The sequence below is a fragment of the Duganella sp. CT11-25 genome, from assembly GCF_047302815.1.
In the GTDB taxonomy this organism is placed as follows: domain Bacteria; phylum Pseudomonadota; class Gammaproteobacteria; order Burkholderiales; family Burkholderiaceae_D; genus Rugamonas.
Genome location: NZ_JBKBFD010000001.1, coordinates 2,560,848 through 2,576,170, shown reverse-complemented (window position 1 = coordinate 2,576,170; position 15,323 = coordinate 2,560,848). Strand labels below are relative to the sequence as shown.

Sequence of the window (15,323 nt, the reverse complement as noted above, 5' to 3'; positions counted from 1 at the left end):
TGGCTAGTCTTTCAAGAAGACCGCTGTGGAGCTGTTAAAAGGATGCCAAATCGGGGCTGAGGTTTCTAGCTGACCGTCTCGTCGCAGCCGGTGATGCGCGGCACCTGGGAATTGTTGCGGATTCAGGGGCGCTAATGCGTTCGGATTATGATAAACGTCCAGGCCTTCAATCCAAGTTTCAACATAGTCAGCGGCATTTACATCGTGCACGAAGGATCGTGGAGAAGATGAATTTGGATTGGGGTCAGCAGCCATACCTCTTCTTACTATCTTCACTCGTTTTGAGCCGAATCCAGTCATGATGCCCATTCGGTTGAATTTCGAAATATCGGCACTGGCATTCGTGATGACTGCGCTGATATTTTCAGCCCCCGGTAAGTTGAAAAAGCCTGATTCTACTGTCTTTGTTCCCCACTGGTGGACGAGTACTCTACGTGGCTTGATGACCAGTTCGCCGGACGCTAATTGCTCCGGGTCCCAGTCCATCCCATATAGATATATAGGAAGTGCTGTGCGGCTATATGCCATTGAGCCCGGGGCATGAAAATCTTGGATTGCCATTACGAACGGACGACCTTTGACATTTTCGCGCTCCCAGTACTTCATCTGCAGCTTCTTTGTGAGGGGGCCGGCATATCGAATCGGCATGTAGTTTTGCTGGAATTGACGCAGCTGCTCAGGAGTGTCCAGGGATGGGGGCGGAATTTTCTTACCGTCGGCGTCCAGACTTGGATTTACTGATGTGGCCTCAATGCATACCTTACCGGATACGCTGATGGCACAGAAATCGGGAATCGCATCCTCTTTGTTCAAGGCGTGCCGCGCCTCGACGAGCATCGCAAAGATGTAGAGCTCCCAGAGTCGAGTATCGAACCCTGTAGTCTGAAACTGTTGAATGAAGTTACCGTCTGCATCCTCGTGCCAGCGCATCATTGGCTTTATTAGCTCCAACGCCGGTGAGAACTGCTCAAGCGTTGTGAGTTTTTTAAAATCAGCGTTCAGTTGGGCTTCGGCGACGATGGGGGTAAAAAAATCTACAGACTTGCGCTTCTCATCGCCTTGAGCAGGATGCTCTTCAAATTCTTTCATGACCCTTGCGATGAGCTCCGGTAGGTCGGCCATCACCTCGGCCGGCGTGTCGAAAAATGCTGACATACCGAAGAAGCGATAGCGTTCGTTAAGGTCTCGCGTAAATGCGATGGCTGTGAAATCGCCGTCTTGGTCTTCCACTACCGCTATCAAAATGGTTTCGTCCCAGGCCTGGAGCCAGCGTATCTCTCTCGAGAACAGAACGAGAGTCGGCCCCCGGCAGTAACCTCCTAGGGCGTCAAATCTAGATTGGCTGATATCAGTGAACTGGTTGGACATAGTAGGTCTCGTGGTGCAGTTATCAATTTTGAAATTGTATTCTAAAATGCCTAGCTAAATATGACTGTGAGAAATGATATGGACTACTTGGATTCTGTTCCTTACGTCTCCTTCAAGGAGATAGACTTTACGGCCACTGCGGTTGGTCTGCGTTCGCTACTGTTGGGGGACGGTCCGGACCTCAGCTTTCAAGGATTGAATATTGGTATCGTCGATAAGTTCATTACGCAGCTCGAATATGATTTGCTCAAGACACAGTTTGAAGAAGAGCGTACGCCCATCGACAAAGTTGTGTTCGTGTCGGCCCAGTCACAGATGTGGATTTTTGCAGTGTATGAACTTCTTCGGACTTGGCGCGGTCAGGCAAAAAAAATGCTGAGTTGGGGGGAGATGGGAGTGCTGGAAAAGATGCGCGATGGAGTAGACGAAGGAATTCTGAACCTATCAAGCGTAGTGCGGAAGGCGCAAATCCAAATGTTTATCGACAACTCGTCGCTATTAAAAGCACTGGCGAGAGATTACGCCCGTACTGACACTGTCTTCTACTTGGTTGAAGCGATTCGAATACGTCTGGCCAAGCATGAGTTACCAAAGGGCGGTGGAAACTCTAGATTTCCTCGTGCGCCAACTCACGGGACGATAAATCGCTGGTGCGGCGCGCTCGATTACGAGTTGGACGACGGCGTCCAAACAACAATCGGTATGGTGAATCGAAGGGATATTGCTGAGGGAATCCGGCAACTGGCACTGAACGAAGACCCCCAGGATGAACAAACCCGCAATGCCATGAAGGAGTGGCTGCGTGGTCCCAGATGGACCGAATAGCTCCTTATCAAGGCGGCAGTGGCACGATACTCGACGAGTCTAGCGACGACGGGATTGGATTCCTTTAACCCAAGCGGCTTGCGGCGGGCTTCAATACTTGCCATGGTATGGCAGCTTCAGCACGTAAAATGCGTGGTAGGGCAATAGAAAGGGAACGTCGTGGCAGGATTCGAAGAAATACGTCCATTCGACGGCATGTGGGCACCGCTGCAGGCGCGCCTCGAGCTGAGGCAGATGTTCGGGCGCTGGTTGTCGCGGACGCATCACCCCCGCCACTTCCTCGAACAAGATGAAATGGTAGACGAGCTGAGCCTCCTCGATCTATCGCAGCACTACCGAATGGAGTATCTGGGCGGCGCGGAGGACGTTGCCAAGACTTGGGACGAATCGGAGCAGCGTATTGCAGACGGCGGCCCGACGTTCGCCAACCTCACGCACTTGGGCTGGGTGTTCTTCGACGGCGGTCGTTGGATTGTGCAGCGACCGCCCTTAGGCACGCTCTCGGACATCACCTACCCGAGCCCGAGCACGAAGACCTTTCTGGCAGGGCTCAACAAACTCCGACTCGTCGCGAGGTCTGACACGTCTAATCCTGACGCACAAGCGCTTGCAGGCAGGATATTGGTCGAAAACTGGCTCGAACGGAACATCCCTACCAAAAACCCGGACTGGCTTGTTGGTCGGCTGTGGGAGTGGTTGTGTCCAAAGCCGCAGCCTCGCGCTGCAGATAATGGCAGCAACGCGATGCAGGCGGCGACCCCTGTAGTGAACGAGGCGAGTGGTTCGTTGGCATTGTTAGACGCTGAGGCCGCAGATGTCGACAAAGCCTTCTTGGAGTTGTCTGGATGGTGTGCTGTCCTCGGAGTTTCCGGCAGATGGAACATTCGATGGGGGGCGGTTGAGATGCGGTACTGCCGTGAGGCGGCTCATCGAGCCTTGGACCGCCAAGTACTTTGGGGCACCTGGGACAACGATGTTGCGCGCTACGCAGAGGTGCTCGAAAAGACGTTTGCTATTCCGCAAGAACGACTACGGTATGGCAGGACTCCGAGGCAGGCGCCGCCGCGGACACTGGTGTCTCGGGCTGATTGGATGAAATGGCTCGAGGTTGAACATCTCATGATGGAACGGCTCGGCGCGAACACTGTCTGCTTTGCATTTGGCCTACTTTGCTCTGAGCTTGAGAAGACTGACATTGGACCGGGTATCACGGCTGCAGCGGAGAGGATCATATCGTTCGCAGCTGACTATCCGATGGCGTTGCAGCACTTCCTATTTCGAGTTGATGCTGTGCCAGCGCTGTTGGTGGACATGCTTATGCACCATCGCACTGCCTGCCTGGCTGCCAAATTGGCTATAGAGTGGCGGCCAGATTCAGGACGTGACAGGGACCGCAATGTGAGCCGTGATGCCCAGACCAAAGCGTTTGCGGTCCAAGACGCGCTATCGTTCCTGGCTTACCACCTGAATAAGGGGACGCTTGACCTTGAAGAATGCGCGTCCTTGGTTACCTGGTGCTACGCAGGCGGCGCTGACGGCCGGATGGCTGTTGCAGATTCGAGGAGGCCGATTGGGCGGCAGCTTCTCGGGATGGTCGCAAGAGAAAAGGAAGAAACTCAGTCTGCGGTGCTTCAGTACCTCGTCGATCAGGCGGCCTACCAGAACAACGTGCCCCGTGCGTGCTTTACGGGAGTACTCAACGGACTGAACTGCCTTTCGAACGCTCCAAGTGCCAACGCTTTCCCAATCGTTGCTCTGTATTCAAAGTTTGCGCGCGACCTGCACCTCGAATGGACCGACGCTTCCAGCTTGTCTGCAGAACTGGCCGCGCGACTCGTCGCTATTGCATTCGCACAAGCCGCGTCCGACCGAGATGCGTTGCTAGTCCCATTCGATAGCGAAAAACTGCTGCGAGATTCGCCGGACGATGAGAGGCCGTCCCTGCGCTCCTCCATTGCTCGAACTCTGAGAGGACATGTGCTGTTACTCTCACGCGCAGTGGCCGGTTGGCCTGACGCAGTCGTGCCGACGGAGCTTTGCCATGCGTTGCAAGCCCTCATTTCGCGCAGTGTTATCGAGCATACCGAGAAAGGGCGCGTCGGAGCGCTCACTGACAGGTACAGCTCAATCCGCTTTCTTGGACGTGAGGAGAGCTCGCCGGCACTAGACCTCACAGCCGCATGGCGTCGGCTAGATGGCACTCATCAGGAAGCCATGCTGCAGGCGCTTGCTCAGTCTGATGACCCGGCGCTACTTGCAGAGTTTTGTCAGCACCTGCCAGCGGCGGCGAAGCCAGGCCTCCAAGCGCGGTTACGGCAACTGAAGCCAGGAGAGGCTTCAAGGCTTTGGACCTGGCCCGAGTTGCAACACCGCATCGATTCCTTATTAGTCGCTGGCGAATATGGGCTTGCCCGTGAGCACCTGGATGAAGCCCACCGGAGCTTGGACCGTGCACCGCCGCAGTTCCGGCTTGCCCTTTTGGGCCTCGAGCTTCAGCTGCTCCTGCAGGAAAAGAATTGGATAGCACTCGATGGCGCGGTTGTCCCGTCGACACTCGATGACGCCACAACGCGACAAGCACAAGACCAACTGGACTTCTACAAGGCTACTTCCCAACTACTTCGCCCGAACGGCAATCTGGCAGGTGCTCGGGTCGTACTGCAGCGTCTCGCAGCGCGTCCCGGTGCGGCCTCTGCATACAAGGAAAACGTCTTCGCAGTTGTCATTCAGCAGCTTCTGGGACCAACCCTGCACCCGTTGACCGGTGCGGACGTGGAGACCGGTGAGGGGCTGCTTGCGGAAATTAATGCTGCGGTAGCTGCGAACGAGATGCTAACTCGCACCAACCTGCTCGCCAACCGTGCGCTGCTCTTACTGGCATTGCAAAGGCCAGAGGATGCATTAGAGAGTGTGGCTGCGCATCGTCGGGAGACGCGAAGCTCAGACCTTGAAGTCATCGCTGCACTTGCAAAATCGGAGATGGGGCTGCGGGGTGAGGCGATGGCTATATTGGACGCTGCCATCATAGAGTTCGGTACTGACGACCGGCTCATTGCGGCTAAGAATGACCTCCAAGCGGGTGACGCTATGCCGAGCGTCGCGTCGGCTTCAGTTGCTGTCGACCCGACTTCATCGATCCGGGCCGCCTTGCAGCAGTTGACCGAGCTTCCACCTTCCCTGGTTGGTGACGTACTAGGCCCACCTGGCCGCGGAGTTCGAGGTTACCTCGTACGACAAGTATCACGTGCTCTTGCCGCGCTACAACACATGGCAGCGATGTTGCGTGACCGGAAAAATCCAGGAGACGAGGCGAGGTTCGAGAACGACCTTAACACCGCCGTGCGAGAGGTGCTGGGAGCTTCGCTCGCAGTGGCCAAGTGGGATGTGGCGGACCAGTCGCTCGGTGGAGCAACTGCAAACGGCAATCCTGGCGAACGGGATGCCGTTATCCGGATATCTGGTCAGGAAATATCCATCTATGAGGCGCTCGTCTGTTCCGGGCTTGATCGGACTTATTCCAAGGCGCACTTTGACAAACTGTTGTCGTACGGCGTCTGCGATATCTATTTCCACGTCACTTACTCGTACGCGGAAAAGCTCAAACCTCTCCTCGATTATGTCAGGCAAATGCTTGAACATGAGGTTCCTCACGGTTTCACATACCTCGGCTGCGAGATTCTGGAGCCTCCCGATTACGAAACAAGCGGGTATATTGCGACGTATCGTGCCGACCATCGGGAGGTTGCGGTTGTATTCTTTATTGCGGACCTTAAGGCCTAGGGGCTGCTGGTCGCGGACCCGGCCGCACCAACGACTTAGCCGGCGGCACAGACTGTGCGCACGCTAGAGGACTGTCCGTTGCCTCACTGGCTTGCAAGCTGATATTTGGTCTCATCTTCCGCTTTAAAAAAGATGCCCTTGAAAGCACCTGCAGCCCAGTGTTTACGACGTACTAGTTCGCTAGCAGTTCCCACCTCGGACCATTGATTGCCTTAGTGGCTCCAAGTTTCACGCTTCATTCAGTGTCTTGAAAACGGCTGTGTACCAGGCTAGTCGATGGATTTTGGCCGATACCGAGGTGTCAGCTTCACTTCGGATGTACTCTAGGCATTTGCTACGGAACAGACGATACTCCTGAAGTGTTTTCCGCCGCACTTCGGGAACATCACATGCCTCGACAGGGAATTTGGAGTTTGCAGCGGTCATCGACAGCTCACTTTTTGTTCTTCAGGCCGAGAATGGACTGGACTGAATCGTGCCAATCATTCGACGTCCTCGAATCTAAGACCTCGTCAGAGTTAGAAAATTTTACGGAAAGCACCTTCGCATCCCACAAAAACTCAAAATGGCCGTAGAACACTGAAACAAGTCGCGTGATAGCGAGCGTAGTGGTGTACCTCGCTACAAAATAGCCGACAAGGAAAAATATCATTAAGCCGACAATAGCTGTGCCCCACCAGCTATTGCCCGCAGCAATGGTCCCTCCGGCGAATCCAATGGAAAGCGCGGCGGTGCCATAGGGCCCCCAACTGAGCAGGCGCTCACCATGCAATTCGTTGTGTGCTTGAATAATGTAGTCCCGCAGGCTCGTGTCCAGGGCTGCGACAATAGTCAACTGGGCGTCACCATCACCAACCATCTGTTCCAACTGACGGCCGAGAAACTCCTTTTGGCTACGTGGAGGAAGTGCAGCGAACGCTTGCGCGTCGGCTTCCGAGTAATTTGACCTAGCCATAAGCTCCCCCTTAGTGAGTTCTATATCTGGGCGACACTACTGCTGTCCAGCTATTCGAAATTTCCCGAAAGTATTGCCAGAAATATACTTCGCCATTACATTATTTGCAACCAGAGGTTACCCTTAAGACTGCAGCCCCCGATTGTCCAGCGGTTGAGCGGATATCCATATCTCGCGCCTAAAAAGGAAAAATATGCAATCGAGCCAAGAAGTCCTCGTGGATGTGGCGCAACTCATTTCGCGCGTGATGGTGCAGAAAACGGCGAATGTAGAGCTGCCGACAGGTGAGCCGCTGACTACTGACATCCGTGGAACGGGTTCCCTGCGTTACCCCCATGTCAAGGTACTTCACGGCGACTTTCCAGGCGTGGTCGCTAACTTGACGCAATGTGAAGTAGGGATTGAATGCGCAACTGAAGTTGAGGACGGCTACGTCGAGTGCGACATGTTCAATTACGTCGAGGAGTATGGGCAGTTTCCCGAAGGCGTTCGAATGAGTGTGTCCGTTACAGTTTCCAGGGCCATCTTCGACACACTGACCGAAAATCTTGCTGGCCCCCAAAGCAAATGTACACTCTACTTTAAGCTTCCAGACTGGCAAAACAAATTTACTACGGAGCGCGACTATGCCAGCGTGCGAGCAGTCCGCGCATCAGTACATTTGGAAAATTCGATACGGCTTGTAGCCAGCGCCCAACAGGACCCTGAGGACAACAAGTACCATCACGCTATTGCCTCAAGAGTTTTTACAAAAAGCTGGTCATTGCGCTATCGCATTGGTGCCGAATTAGCGGCCGGACTTGCAAAGCAAGACATGCCGACCACACGGTGGGATGCAATAGAAACGATGCGTGAAATCATGGACCACCTTGTCGGTTCATTTCACACCATGGAGCAAAGCGTTGCGGAGGGAATTCCGGAGAATCTGTTTAGGTCCTCACCATCTGAATTCTTGGCGCAGATTTCTGATTTACCCAAAGAACTGGCAGACAGGCTGACTTCCTCTTACGATAGAGTCTGGGTCCATGTGCCTATATCGCAGGTGTTGCAAACGGGAGAGGCAGCAACCGAACTGCGCTCGCAACGACTGGTGGCCGACGTCGAAGGAATTGAAGAGTTGGCTCGCCTTTACTGCGAGCACAAGCAGTTGCGTTCGCCACTTCTCGAATGGGCGATTGTCGATGCTCTAATTTATTCGGAGACCATTGGGTTCGCCAGGATTTTGCTTTCGCAGACTCAGTTCCTGGGTATGCCCTTAGCAGTACCTTTGGAGCCAGTTGGACACTGGAAGCGAGTGCGCAAGTCATTTGTTGAAAGTGCTTGGAAACTATTAGATGAGGCAATCGTTCTAGCCGTCACGGCAAGCGCAGCGAGTATCGCGAACGCAGTTAGCGAAAGTGGCTTTTGGCCCATCTTTTGGGGGATCACGGCTGTTCGATGGCTTCGCAAAAAGGATGACCCCAAGGTAGCCATACGTGCGAAAAATTTCGCGCTTCTTTCTGATATGGCCAGCGCACATCAATGCCTCAAGACCTATGACTTCAATGCCGCCCTGCTCAAGACCCACCTCCATGCGCTAGAGATTCGCGGTGCAGTCTTCAGTGTGACCGTGTACAACGTGCTGGAGAAGCGCTTATCCAACGAGTAAGCGGCCGTGGGCAAGCATGGCTGAACTGATACGATAACGCACTGGGCGAGACCATCAACGGCTTGTACAAGACGGAGCTGATACATCACCGTGCTCCCTGAAAGACGCGCGAACCCGTCGAACTGTCAACGGTGGAGTGGCTGACCTGGTCCATTCATCATCGGTGGCTTGAACCGCGTGGATACCGTTGGGCGTCCGCCGTACGCTCCAGATATATCCAGAAGCATGACGCCTCCTCGCCTTGGGCAACATAGTAGTCGCGTGCCACCGTCTGATCGTTCCACCACCCGGCCTCGATCCGCTCAGACCCACCAATGATGCGAAGCAGGGTTCCGTAAAAGGGCCTTTCGTTACGGACCAGCAGTCGGATTGGTTTCTGCAGCACGAGGGAAGCGCGGCCGCGTTCATGCTTAAGCGCCAGCTTAAAGGTGGTCACAGCCAGCTGCTGGGCGGTGAGCCAGCCTGTCATCTGCAGGATGAGTTCCGTCGCGCCTGCCATGAGGGCTTCGGCGTGCTCAACACGCTCAGACGTCTCCACATGCGCCTTGAAGTGCGCGGGCGGGGGCATCCACTTCCGTATTTCCTGGACATCGCCGTACGCACGATCGAGCTCTTGCACCAATGCCTTGCTTGTGCGGCGCAACAGGCCGGCCCGTGGGAGGCGCCGCAACGTCCCCAGGGCGGCCACCCCGATCGCGTGCAGCCAGGGGCAATACACCATCGCCGCCGGCAGCAGATCGCAGGGCAGGCCAGTTCCACCGTCAGTACCAGCCTGACCGCGCTGTGGCGCACCAGCGCGCTCAGGCGACTGGCACCGCCAAACAGGCGCAGGCTGGGGCCGACGTCGAGCATTACGCCCTGATCGGCCTCGAAGGCCCCGTCGGGCATGTACTGCATCAGGGGCAGGGTAAGGGCGTGCAGCGTCTGCGCTTCGCGCGCCGGATCGCGCTCGAGCATGACGGTGGCTGACGACAGCGCCGCTAAGCCCCCGCGCGCGCATGCCTCTGTTTCCCCAAAGCTTGAACCTAAATGGTCCACGAAATGACCATATTGCGCTCCTATCGTTGCGTTTTCAATGACCATCGCTCGAAGGCGTGCGCGTCTTAACCCAGTAGTCTTTTGAGACCGTCAACGAATCCCCGCTCAAAGAGCACGACTCCGTCCCTTTGGATGATTTCACCCCGTTTCCCGATTTCCAAGTTGTGCTCCCGAAGGTAGTTGGGATCAATCGCCTGCAGTAGTGATTTCTTTTCAGTAGGCAGCAACTGCTGGGTAGCGTCAAATACCGCTACGTTGCTTTGGTCGCCTGGCACAGATGCAGTGCCCATGTAGACGGCGATCGGCTTTTGCAGCTTCCTCAGCACGATCACTTCGCCGCGCGTCTTGTTCAATTCGGATCGCATTATTTGCACCAATTGTCGGACGGCCGGGTCCGGAATATTAATCAGCCAGTCGTCATCAATGCATGCTTTCGGCGAGGCGGGAGGCCGCGCATATGCGGCCCATGCGAGTATGAGCGTTCGGTAGTCGCCAGACTTGGAGTTGCCAAGCGTCTTTGCGCTGAGCACCTTCTCCGACACCAATATGCGCTCGATGTGGGCGAATGTGAACAGCAGCGAGCCCGCCTTGTACTGCTCTCCGCAGATTCGGTGCAACTCCGCTAGGTTCTTCTTCTTTGACGGGTGTTTAGCTAGCCCGGCGAGACCATGGTAGGTTTCATCAGGATGAGGTGAATTCATGGCCGGACTCCGGAGCATTGTTCGCTAGCCAAGACTGACTCTTTCGAAACTCGGATCGGGAATACGCGGCTTGCTTCGCCCGGCGTCGGTAACAGGTCGGCAATGAATTGTCTGGACTTTCCCAATTGCTCACTTAAGCCAGCGTTAGGATTTTCCAGCATGCTAACCGCTATGCGCCGACCGGCAGGCGAATTTTCCGGGTCGCACTCATGCCCAATGCGACGGATGAATTCGTTCCCAAGGAGATGTTGTTCTTCGCGGCTCAATGTAAAGAAACGAGGTGCTAGGCTATCGCGCAAAAGCGCCGAGTCGAGTAACTGACTTCGCCGGATAATCGCTTCGCCCGGATTCACATCTGGGTAGATTTCCGCGTCTTCAAGAACACCGGATAACTGCAACAGCTCGCTGTCGGTGCCGTCCACAATAACCGTACATTCGACGTTAGAGCCATTGGCGACCAAGGCCATCCCGCCGCCAGTGTCCGCTCCGTTTTCCCATCGCGTCCTTGCAATTGCAATGCAGCGTTGAATTATGCTGTAGCAGGCGGTCATGGACTGCGCGGCCTCTTCAAGATCCTTAAGCGTTGTTTCGAATCTGCGCTCGGTTCCCAGAAGTTCCGTATGAAGTCTCCTGGCTAGAACTGGATCGCATTTTTCCGCATCGTAGACCCTGTCTTTGAGCTCTTCAAGCTCCTCGTTTCGTTTGATAGCGAGCGTCTGGGCTTGCTCGTAACGGTAGCTTAGGTTATTGCAATGAACAACCAGCGCGGGCACGTAGCGCGGTTCAGTGATGAACCACCTGCATCGAACACAGTTTCTGGCGCCACCGGGGACAGGACCAAAGATCCAAGCAGCGCCATTCTTACCTAAGGCAGTTCCGCCGTTATGGCATCCGCCAAGCTTTTTGTTTTCTGGCACCGCGTCAGTGTTTCCCCCCATTGGGCAAACGCCGTGATGCATCGGCATCCATCCGGCTGGATTGCGCGTTGTCGAATCCTTGCCAAGTGCAGCAAATGCACTTGTCTCGTCGTTGAAAACCGCCTGATCGCGCAGCTGCTCCATCGTTGCACTGGCCAAAAATTTCTGTATGCTCTCCTCCTCTAATGCGGATAGCCTGGCGCATGCCCTGTCTATCTCTTGCATTATGTGTGCTGCGCCCGGTTTTATGTAATACAGCGTCATCAAGAGTCGGCTGTGGCCTACCACCTTTTGTAGCAATGGCAGGGACATTCCGCCGTCAAGGGCCAACGCCGTGATTAGGCTAACCCTGAGTGAGTGGAGCGGAAAATCGGTGAGCCTGTTTTTCTCGAATGGATCTTGCACGAGCCTAATCGGGGAGCCATCCGGGCCCACCTTTCCTCTGCTTGCAAGCGAGAATTGAAAATCACGTAACATCGTCCACCATGCAAAAGTGACAGCGCCGTTACTCAAGGGAAGGTGCGCCAGCGACTTCGGTTTTCCACGTTCTTGCACGCCGGGATAGGCTGGCTCACGGAACAGGAAGACCGCCTCGGCGTGGGATTCGATCTGTTCTTCGCTCTTGGCTTGAACAATCCCATGCTTGATAAGTTCGTTCCACGACGTGGTCGTATGAACTGGGTTGTACTTGGTTTGCCAGTCGCGCAATTTCTGCAGCCAGTAATGTATATTGCGCGCCAACTCGCCTTTTTCTCGGTAGCGATCAAGCGAGCTTTCCGAGGGAGCACCGGTCCCCTCGAGGTCCGAATAAACATCGGCATTTTTAGGCCACGGCAGGATGGGCCATGGGATGTTGAAACCTTTGGTGGCGCCCTCCTTATTGCGATCGGCAGTCTTGTTGGTGTTGATGTGCAGCACTGTGGTTTCGCGTAATTTCAGGCCACCCTCCTCGGCGATGTGTTCTACCTGACGGCGGAGCACCCCATGAGCGACTTCCGAAACACTTCGTCTGGTTCTAGCTGGTTTGCTGGCAAGTTGGTGGCCTGGTTGTTCAGCTTCGCTCTGTCGCGCCATAGCTTCGCGCAGCGTGACATTAGCCTGGTTCTGCTTCCACGGAGTGCTTGGTTGTAGAGCTGTTGCCAGCGACCCGTCATAGCACCATGTATCCGCCTCCCCGGAATCCAAAACGCGGACTTGTAAGGTACGGAGGGGCAGGGTCAGCTTCACGAGCAGTGCCATCCAGCGTACAGGCGACCACATTTCGGTAATAGTTATGGCCTTGGGCGAGCGACTGCCTCTTTGAATTGTGCGTAACCGCCAGACGCAATCCGGATCGCTCTTATCGATGAGGTGTTCCGCGACCGGGAACCATCCCGTCTCCAGTGCCGTGTGAGCCCAAGTCCAGTCCGTAAAATTTGGCCCTGAGACCAGCCAACGACGCAGTTGGTCGATGTAGCCGTAGGGCAGCGGTGAACGGACTGATTCAAATGTTTCCGCCCCTTTGGACTTGCCCATTCTTGAAAATGGGTTTCGGTGTTTTTCTGATAGAACGGGGTAGCCGTAATCGTCCCTTTCGCTACACTCCTGTAACAGCACCCAGTCAAGGAACCTGACAATGTAATCGTGCTCCACTGCACGTTTGGGATTCACGATGCTCCTGTAGTTGTCCGCGACTCTGGATTCCTTAAGCAGGAAAATCAACGGATCGCGTGCAATTTTTTCTTCGACCAACTTCCCCTGCGCCAAGTAGGCGCCAAAAAATTTTAAAAAAGCGTTCAATTTCGATGTAATGCCTCCCTTCTCCTGTTTTATCCAATTCGCGGCTAGCACGCGCCATTTCTCCAATTGCGGATAATCGTGGGTGACCCACGCCAGATCCATGTCAAAGTATTTCCGAACTTTGCCTACGCGCGTTCCGGAATCAGTTCTGGCCGGGAAGGGACAACGGTAGGAGGGGTTGTCCAATTTGTTTCCGTGCGCATCAGTGGCAGGATGTTCTGATTGGATAACCCATGTGAGGAAGGCGTCGATGTCTTTAGAGCGCGTCGCTGCGGCCGATGAACGCAATAGTTTTTCGGAACCCGTGCGATTTCGCATTAGCGGCAGGCAGCATTCTGCCCAAAAGTCATCTGCAGCGTGCGACCCCGCGCGCAATAACTCGTCAGGATTCTTCACATAGGTGGCGCGCTGTGGATACCGCTCGTTCAGCAAATAGTCCACCAGAAAGCTGGTAAGCGATATAATTTTTTTTGCAACCACACTGTAGGTTCTGATACTTGAAAGGTCACGACCCTTGGCCGCTTGCGCTAGCTCCCACTCGTGAGCCACAGAGCTGAGCCAGCGATGCGCCAAGTCGCGCCATCGCTCCAACTCAGGGTGTTCTTCCGTAAGCCAGCCCATCGCCCAGTCAGTGGCCCTTAGATCACCACGGACTCGTTTCAGAAGCGGGTAGGGCCCATCAGGAGTCATTTGAAGTGACTCCACTTCTGGATTCACATTTTGCACGGTTGCGGCAAGTTCGTTTGAACCTGTCCTCCTATTTTTCAATTTCATCTCCTTCATTAGTCGTGCTCCAGAGGACCATCGAATTTGTGTGTATCAATTGCGTGGTCACTCAGCCGGCCCGACGCGGCGTCGAGTGCGGCGCGGATTTCGCCTGTGGTTGGCAGTGTGTAAACAGCCTGCGACCCGATGGCGGAGTGATGCATAAAGTACTTGATCATTTTCATATCCAAGCCGCCCCGCTTTAGACGCTGTCCGTAGGCGTGCCGGTGCCCGTGGGGGGTTAGGCCCAATTCCTTTAGCGAACCGGCGTCGTCGGGGATGAGACCGGCGCGTCGGACTGCCGACGCGTGAGCTTCCTGGAAACGCCCTATCTGATAGGGGGCGCCTTGATTCCGTTGCAAGTTGACGAAGGCGTACGGGTGATTGCGCGGCACGCGCTGGACCTGATAAAGGTAACGCCTCCATAGCTTCCAGAACAGAATTCCATACTCTGGCTTGAACCAGTAGGCTTGTTTGTATAGTTTTTTCGGATCCTCGTGGGTGCCACCCTTCCACCCAGCGCGGCCTTTGCCAAGGATCTCCGTCCTAGGCTTCAGTCCGAAGCGTTGGCTCAAGTAGTCACGCCTATTGCCAACGATTCGGTGTCCGGTCGCGTCTTTCCAGCCGGACGGAGCTGCACCCTCCACCGGGTGATAGATCCGGACAAGTGCGCTTCCCGGAACGACAGGGTCTTCGCACACGTCTTCGATATACAAATGCAACGGTTCAGATTCCCGAAATCCAGCAGCGTCCAGGAGGAGCGTGATCAGGATGTCGCGCCAGTTGTAGTGACCGTTGACGAAGTAACCGTGCAGTAGTAGGCGGTCGAATATTGCGTCTGGAAACGCAGGCGGTTCCACAGATGTCACTACGATTTCCTTAGTACGGTTCAGCTCATGCAAACTTCCGGCCTTCATCGTGGGTGACCACGTGTGCCCCAGGAGGGCTTTAGAGCGCCGGTGCTCGTAGGCGGCAGCGGCCATCAGTCGATCATGTACATTTCCCTCGCGATGGGGATTGAATGGGCTTCCCGCGTCGTGGTCGCCATCGTCCTGGTGTCTAACGGCCCATTCAAAGAATTCCGTAAGCGCGTGCACTACGCGGTTTAGCTTCTTGTTACCGGCTGCCCGCCAGCACAAGCTGCTTGGATCAATCCTCGTAGTCGGGTTGAATGTTCCCTTCCGTAGCGCGCTGCTGAAGGATCGGAAGTGTTCGTGCGGCTCGATTGCGGCCTCTACCAGCGCCATGTACTTGTCCGCGCCGACTGGAGAGCCAAACCCCCGTTGCGGGACGTTGACCAAACTATATTGAAGAAAAAGCCTGACCGCCTCGCGAACTTTGTTCATCCAGGGCAGCGAATGCCCAATTGACATATGCGTGAAGTACTCCGCCAATTTTTTGAGCACAAGTCCGTCGTACAGAATTCCGGGTACGTCGATCGTATTGCCGGTTTGGTCTTGGTGCACCTCGAGTTTGGTGTACATCACCAGATTGTGGGGATGAATGAGACCTTTTTTCATGACGTCCTCGCGATAGATTGGGGAAGC

Annotated in this window: 10 protein-coding genes and 1 pseudogene; 5 read left to right on the top strand and 6 right to left on the bottom strand. The window is 55.0% G+C overall.

What is annotated here, in order from left to right; translation table 11 throughout:
- Positions 1-3: 3 nt before the first annotated feature.
- Positions 4-1,368, bottom strand: a complete 1,365-nt coding sequence (locus ACEN9F_RS10965) for a hypothetical protein (protein ID WP_413420053.1) — start codon at positions 1,366-1,368, stop codon at positions 4-6.
- Positions 1,369-1,446: 78 nt separating this feature from the next.
- Between ACEN9F_RS10965 and ACEN9F_RS10960 the strand changes: the two genes are divergently transcribed.
- Together ACEN9F_RS10960 and ACEN9F_RS10955 are read left to right on the top strand one after the other, a co-directional pair.
- A complete protein-coding gene (locus tag ACEN9F_RS10960; RefSeq protein ID WP_413420052.1) occupies positions 1,447-2,193 on the top strand; it encodes a hypothetical protein in 747 nt (248 codons plus the stop codon).
- A gap of 159 nt (positions 2,194-2,352) precedes the next feature.
- Positions 2,353-5,973 carry a hypothetical protein gene (locus tag ACEN9F_RS10955; protein ID WP_413420051.1) on the top strand — a complete coding sequence of 1,207 codons (3,621 nt, stop codon included), beginning with the start codon at positions 2,353-2,355 and terminating at the stop codon, positions 5,971-5,973.
- A 433-nt stretch (positions 5,974-6,406) separates the two neighbouring features.
- Here the strand turns inward: ACEN9F_RS10955 and ACEN9F_RS10950 are convergent, their stop codons facing one another.
- Positions 6,407-6,928, bottom strand: coding sequence for a hypothetical protein (locus ACEN9F_RS10950; RefSeq protein WP_413420050.1), 522 nt, complete (start codon positions 6,926-6,928; stop codon positions 6,407-6,409).
- Positions 6,929-7,121: 193 nt separating this feature from the next.
- Between ACEN9F_RS10950 and ACEN9F_RS10945 the strand changes: the two genes are divergently transcribed.
- Positions 7,122-8,576, top strand: coding sequence for a hypothetical protein (locus ACEN9F_RS10945; protein WP_413420049.1), 1,455 nt, complete (start codon positions 7,122-7,124; stop codon positions 8,574-8,576).
- 29 nt (positions 8,577-8,605) lie between these two features.
- Positions 8,606-8,830: pseudogene (locus ACEN9F_RS10940) on the top strand (IS3 family transposase); the annotation flags it as partial.
- Here the strand turns inward: ACEN9F_RS10940 and ACEN9F_RS10935 are convergent.
- The gene (locus ACEN9F_RS10935) at positions 8,734-9,195 is read right to left on the bottom strand and encodes a hypothetical protein (protein WP_413420048.1); all 462 of its coding nucleotides are present in this window, start codon (positions 9,193-9,195) and stop codon (positions 8,734-8,736) included. The pseudogene ACEN9F_RS10940 and the gene ACEN9F_RS10935 overlap by 97 nt on opposite strands.
- A gap of 164 nt (positions 9,196-9,359) precedes the next feature.
- On the opposite strand from ACEN9F_RS10935, the gene ACEN9F_RS10930 reads away from it, so the two are divergent.
- The gene (locus tag ACEN9F_RS10930) at positions 9,360-9,545 is read left to right on the top strand and encodes a hypothetical protein (protein WP_413420047.1); all 186 of its coding nucleotides are present in this window, start codon (positions 9,360-9,362) and stop codon (positions 9,543-9,545) included.
- Positions 9,546-9,679: 134 nt separating this feature from the next.
- Here ACEN9F_RS10930 and gmtX read toward each other — a convergent pair whose 3' ends face one another.
- The 3 genes from gmtX to gmtY are packed head-to-tail and all read right to left on the bottom strand — an operon-like array spanning position 9,680 to position 15,296.
- Positions 9,680-10,315 carry a gamma-mobile-trio protein GmtX gene (gene gmtX / locus ACEN9F_RS10925; RefSeq protein ID WP_413420046.1) on the bottom strand — a complete coding sequence of 212 codons (636 nt, stop codon included), beginning with the start codon at positions 10,313-10,315 and terminating at the stop codon, positions 9,680-9,682.
- The gene (locus ACEN9F_RS10920) at positions 10,312-13,794 is read right to left on the bottom strand and encodes a VPA1269 family protein (protein WP_413420045.1); all 3,483 of its coding nucleotides are present in this window, start codon (positions 13,792-13,794) and stop codon (positions 10,312-10,314) included. Before ACEN9F_RS10920 ends, gmtX begins: the two co-directional genes overlap by 4 nt.
- Positions 13,794-15,296, bottom strand: a complete 1,503-nt coding sequence (gmtY, locus tag ACEN9F_RS10915) for a gamma-mobile-trio recombinase GmtY (RefSeq protein WP_413420044.1) — start codon at positions 15,294-15,296, stop codon at positions 13,794-13,796. Before gmtY ends, ACEN9F_RS10920 begins: the two co-directional genes overlap by 1 nt.
- Between the last annotated feature and the right edge of the window lie 27 nt (positions 15,297-15,323).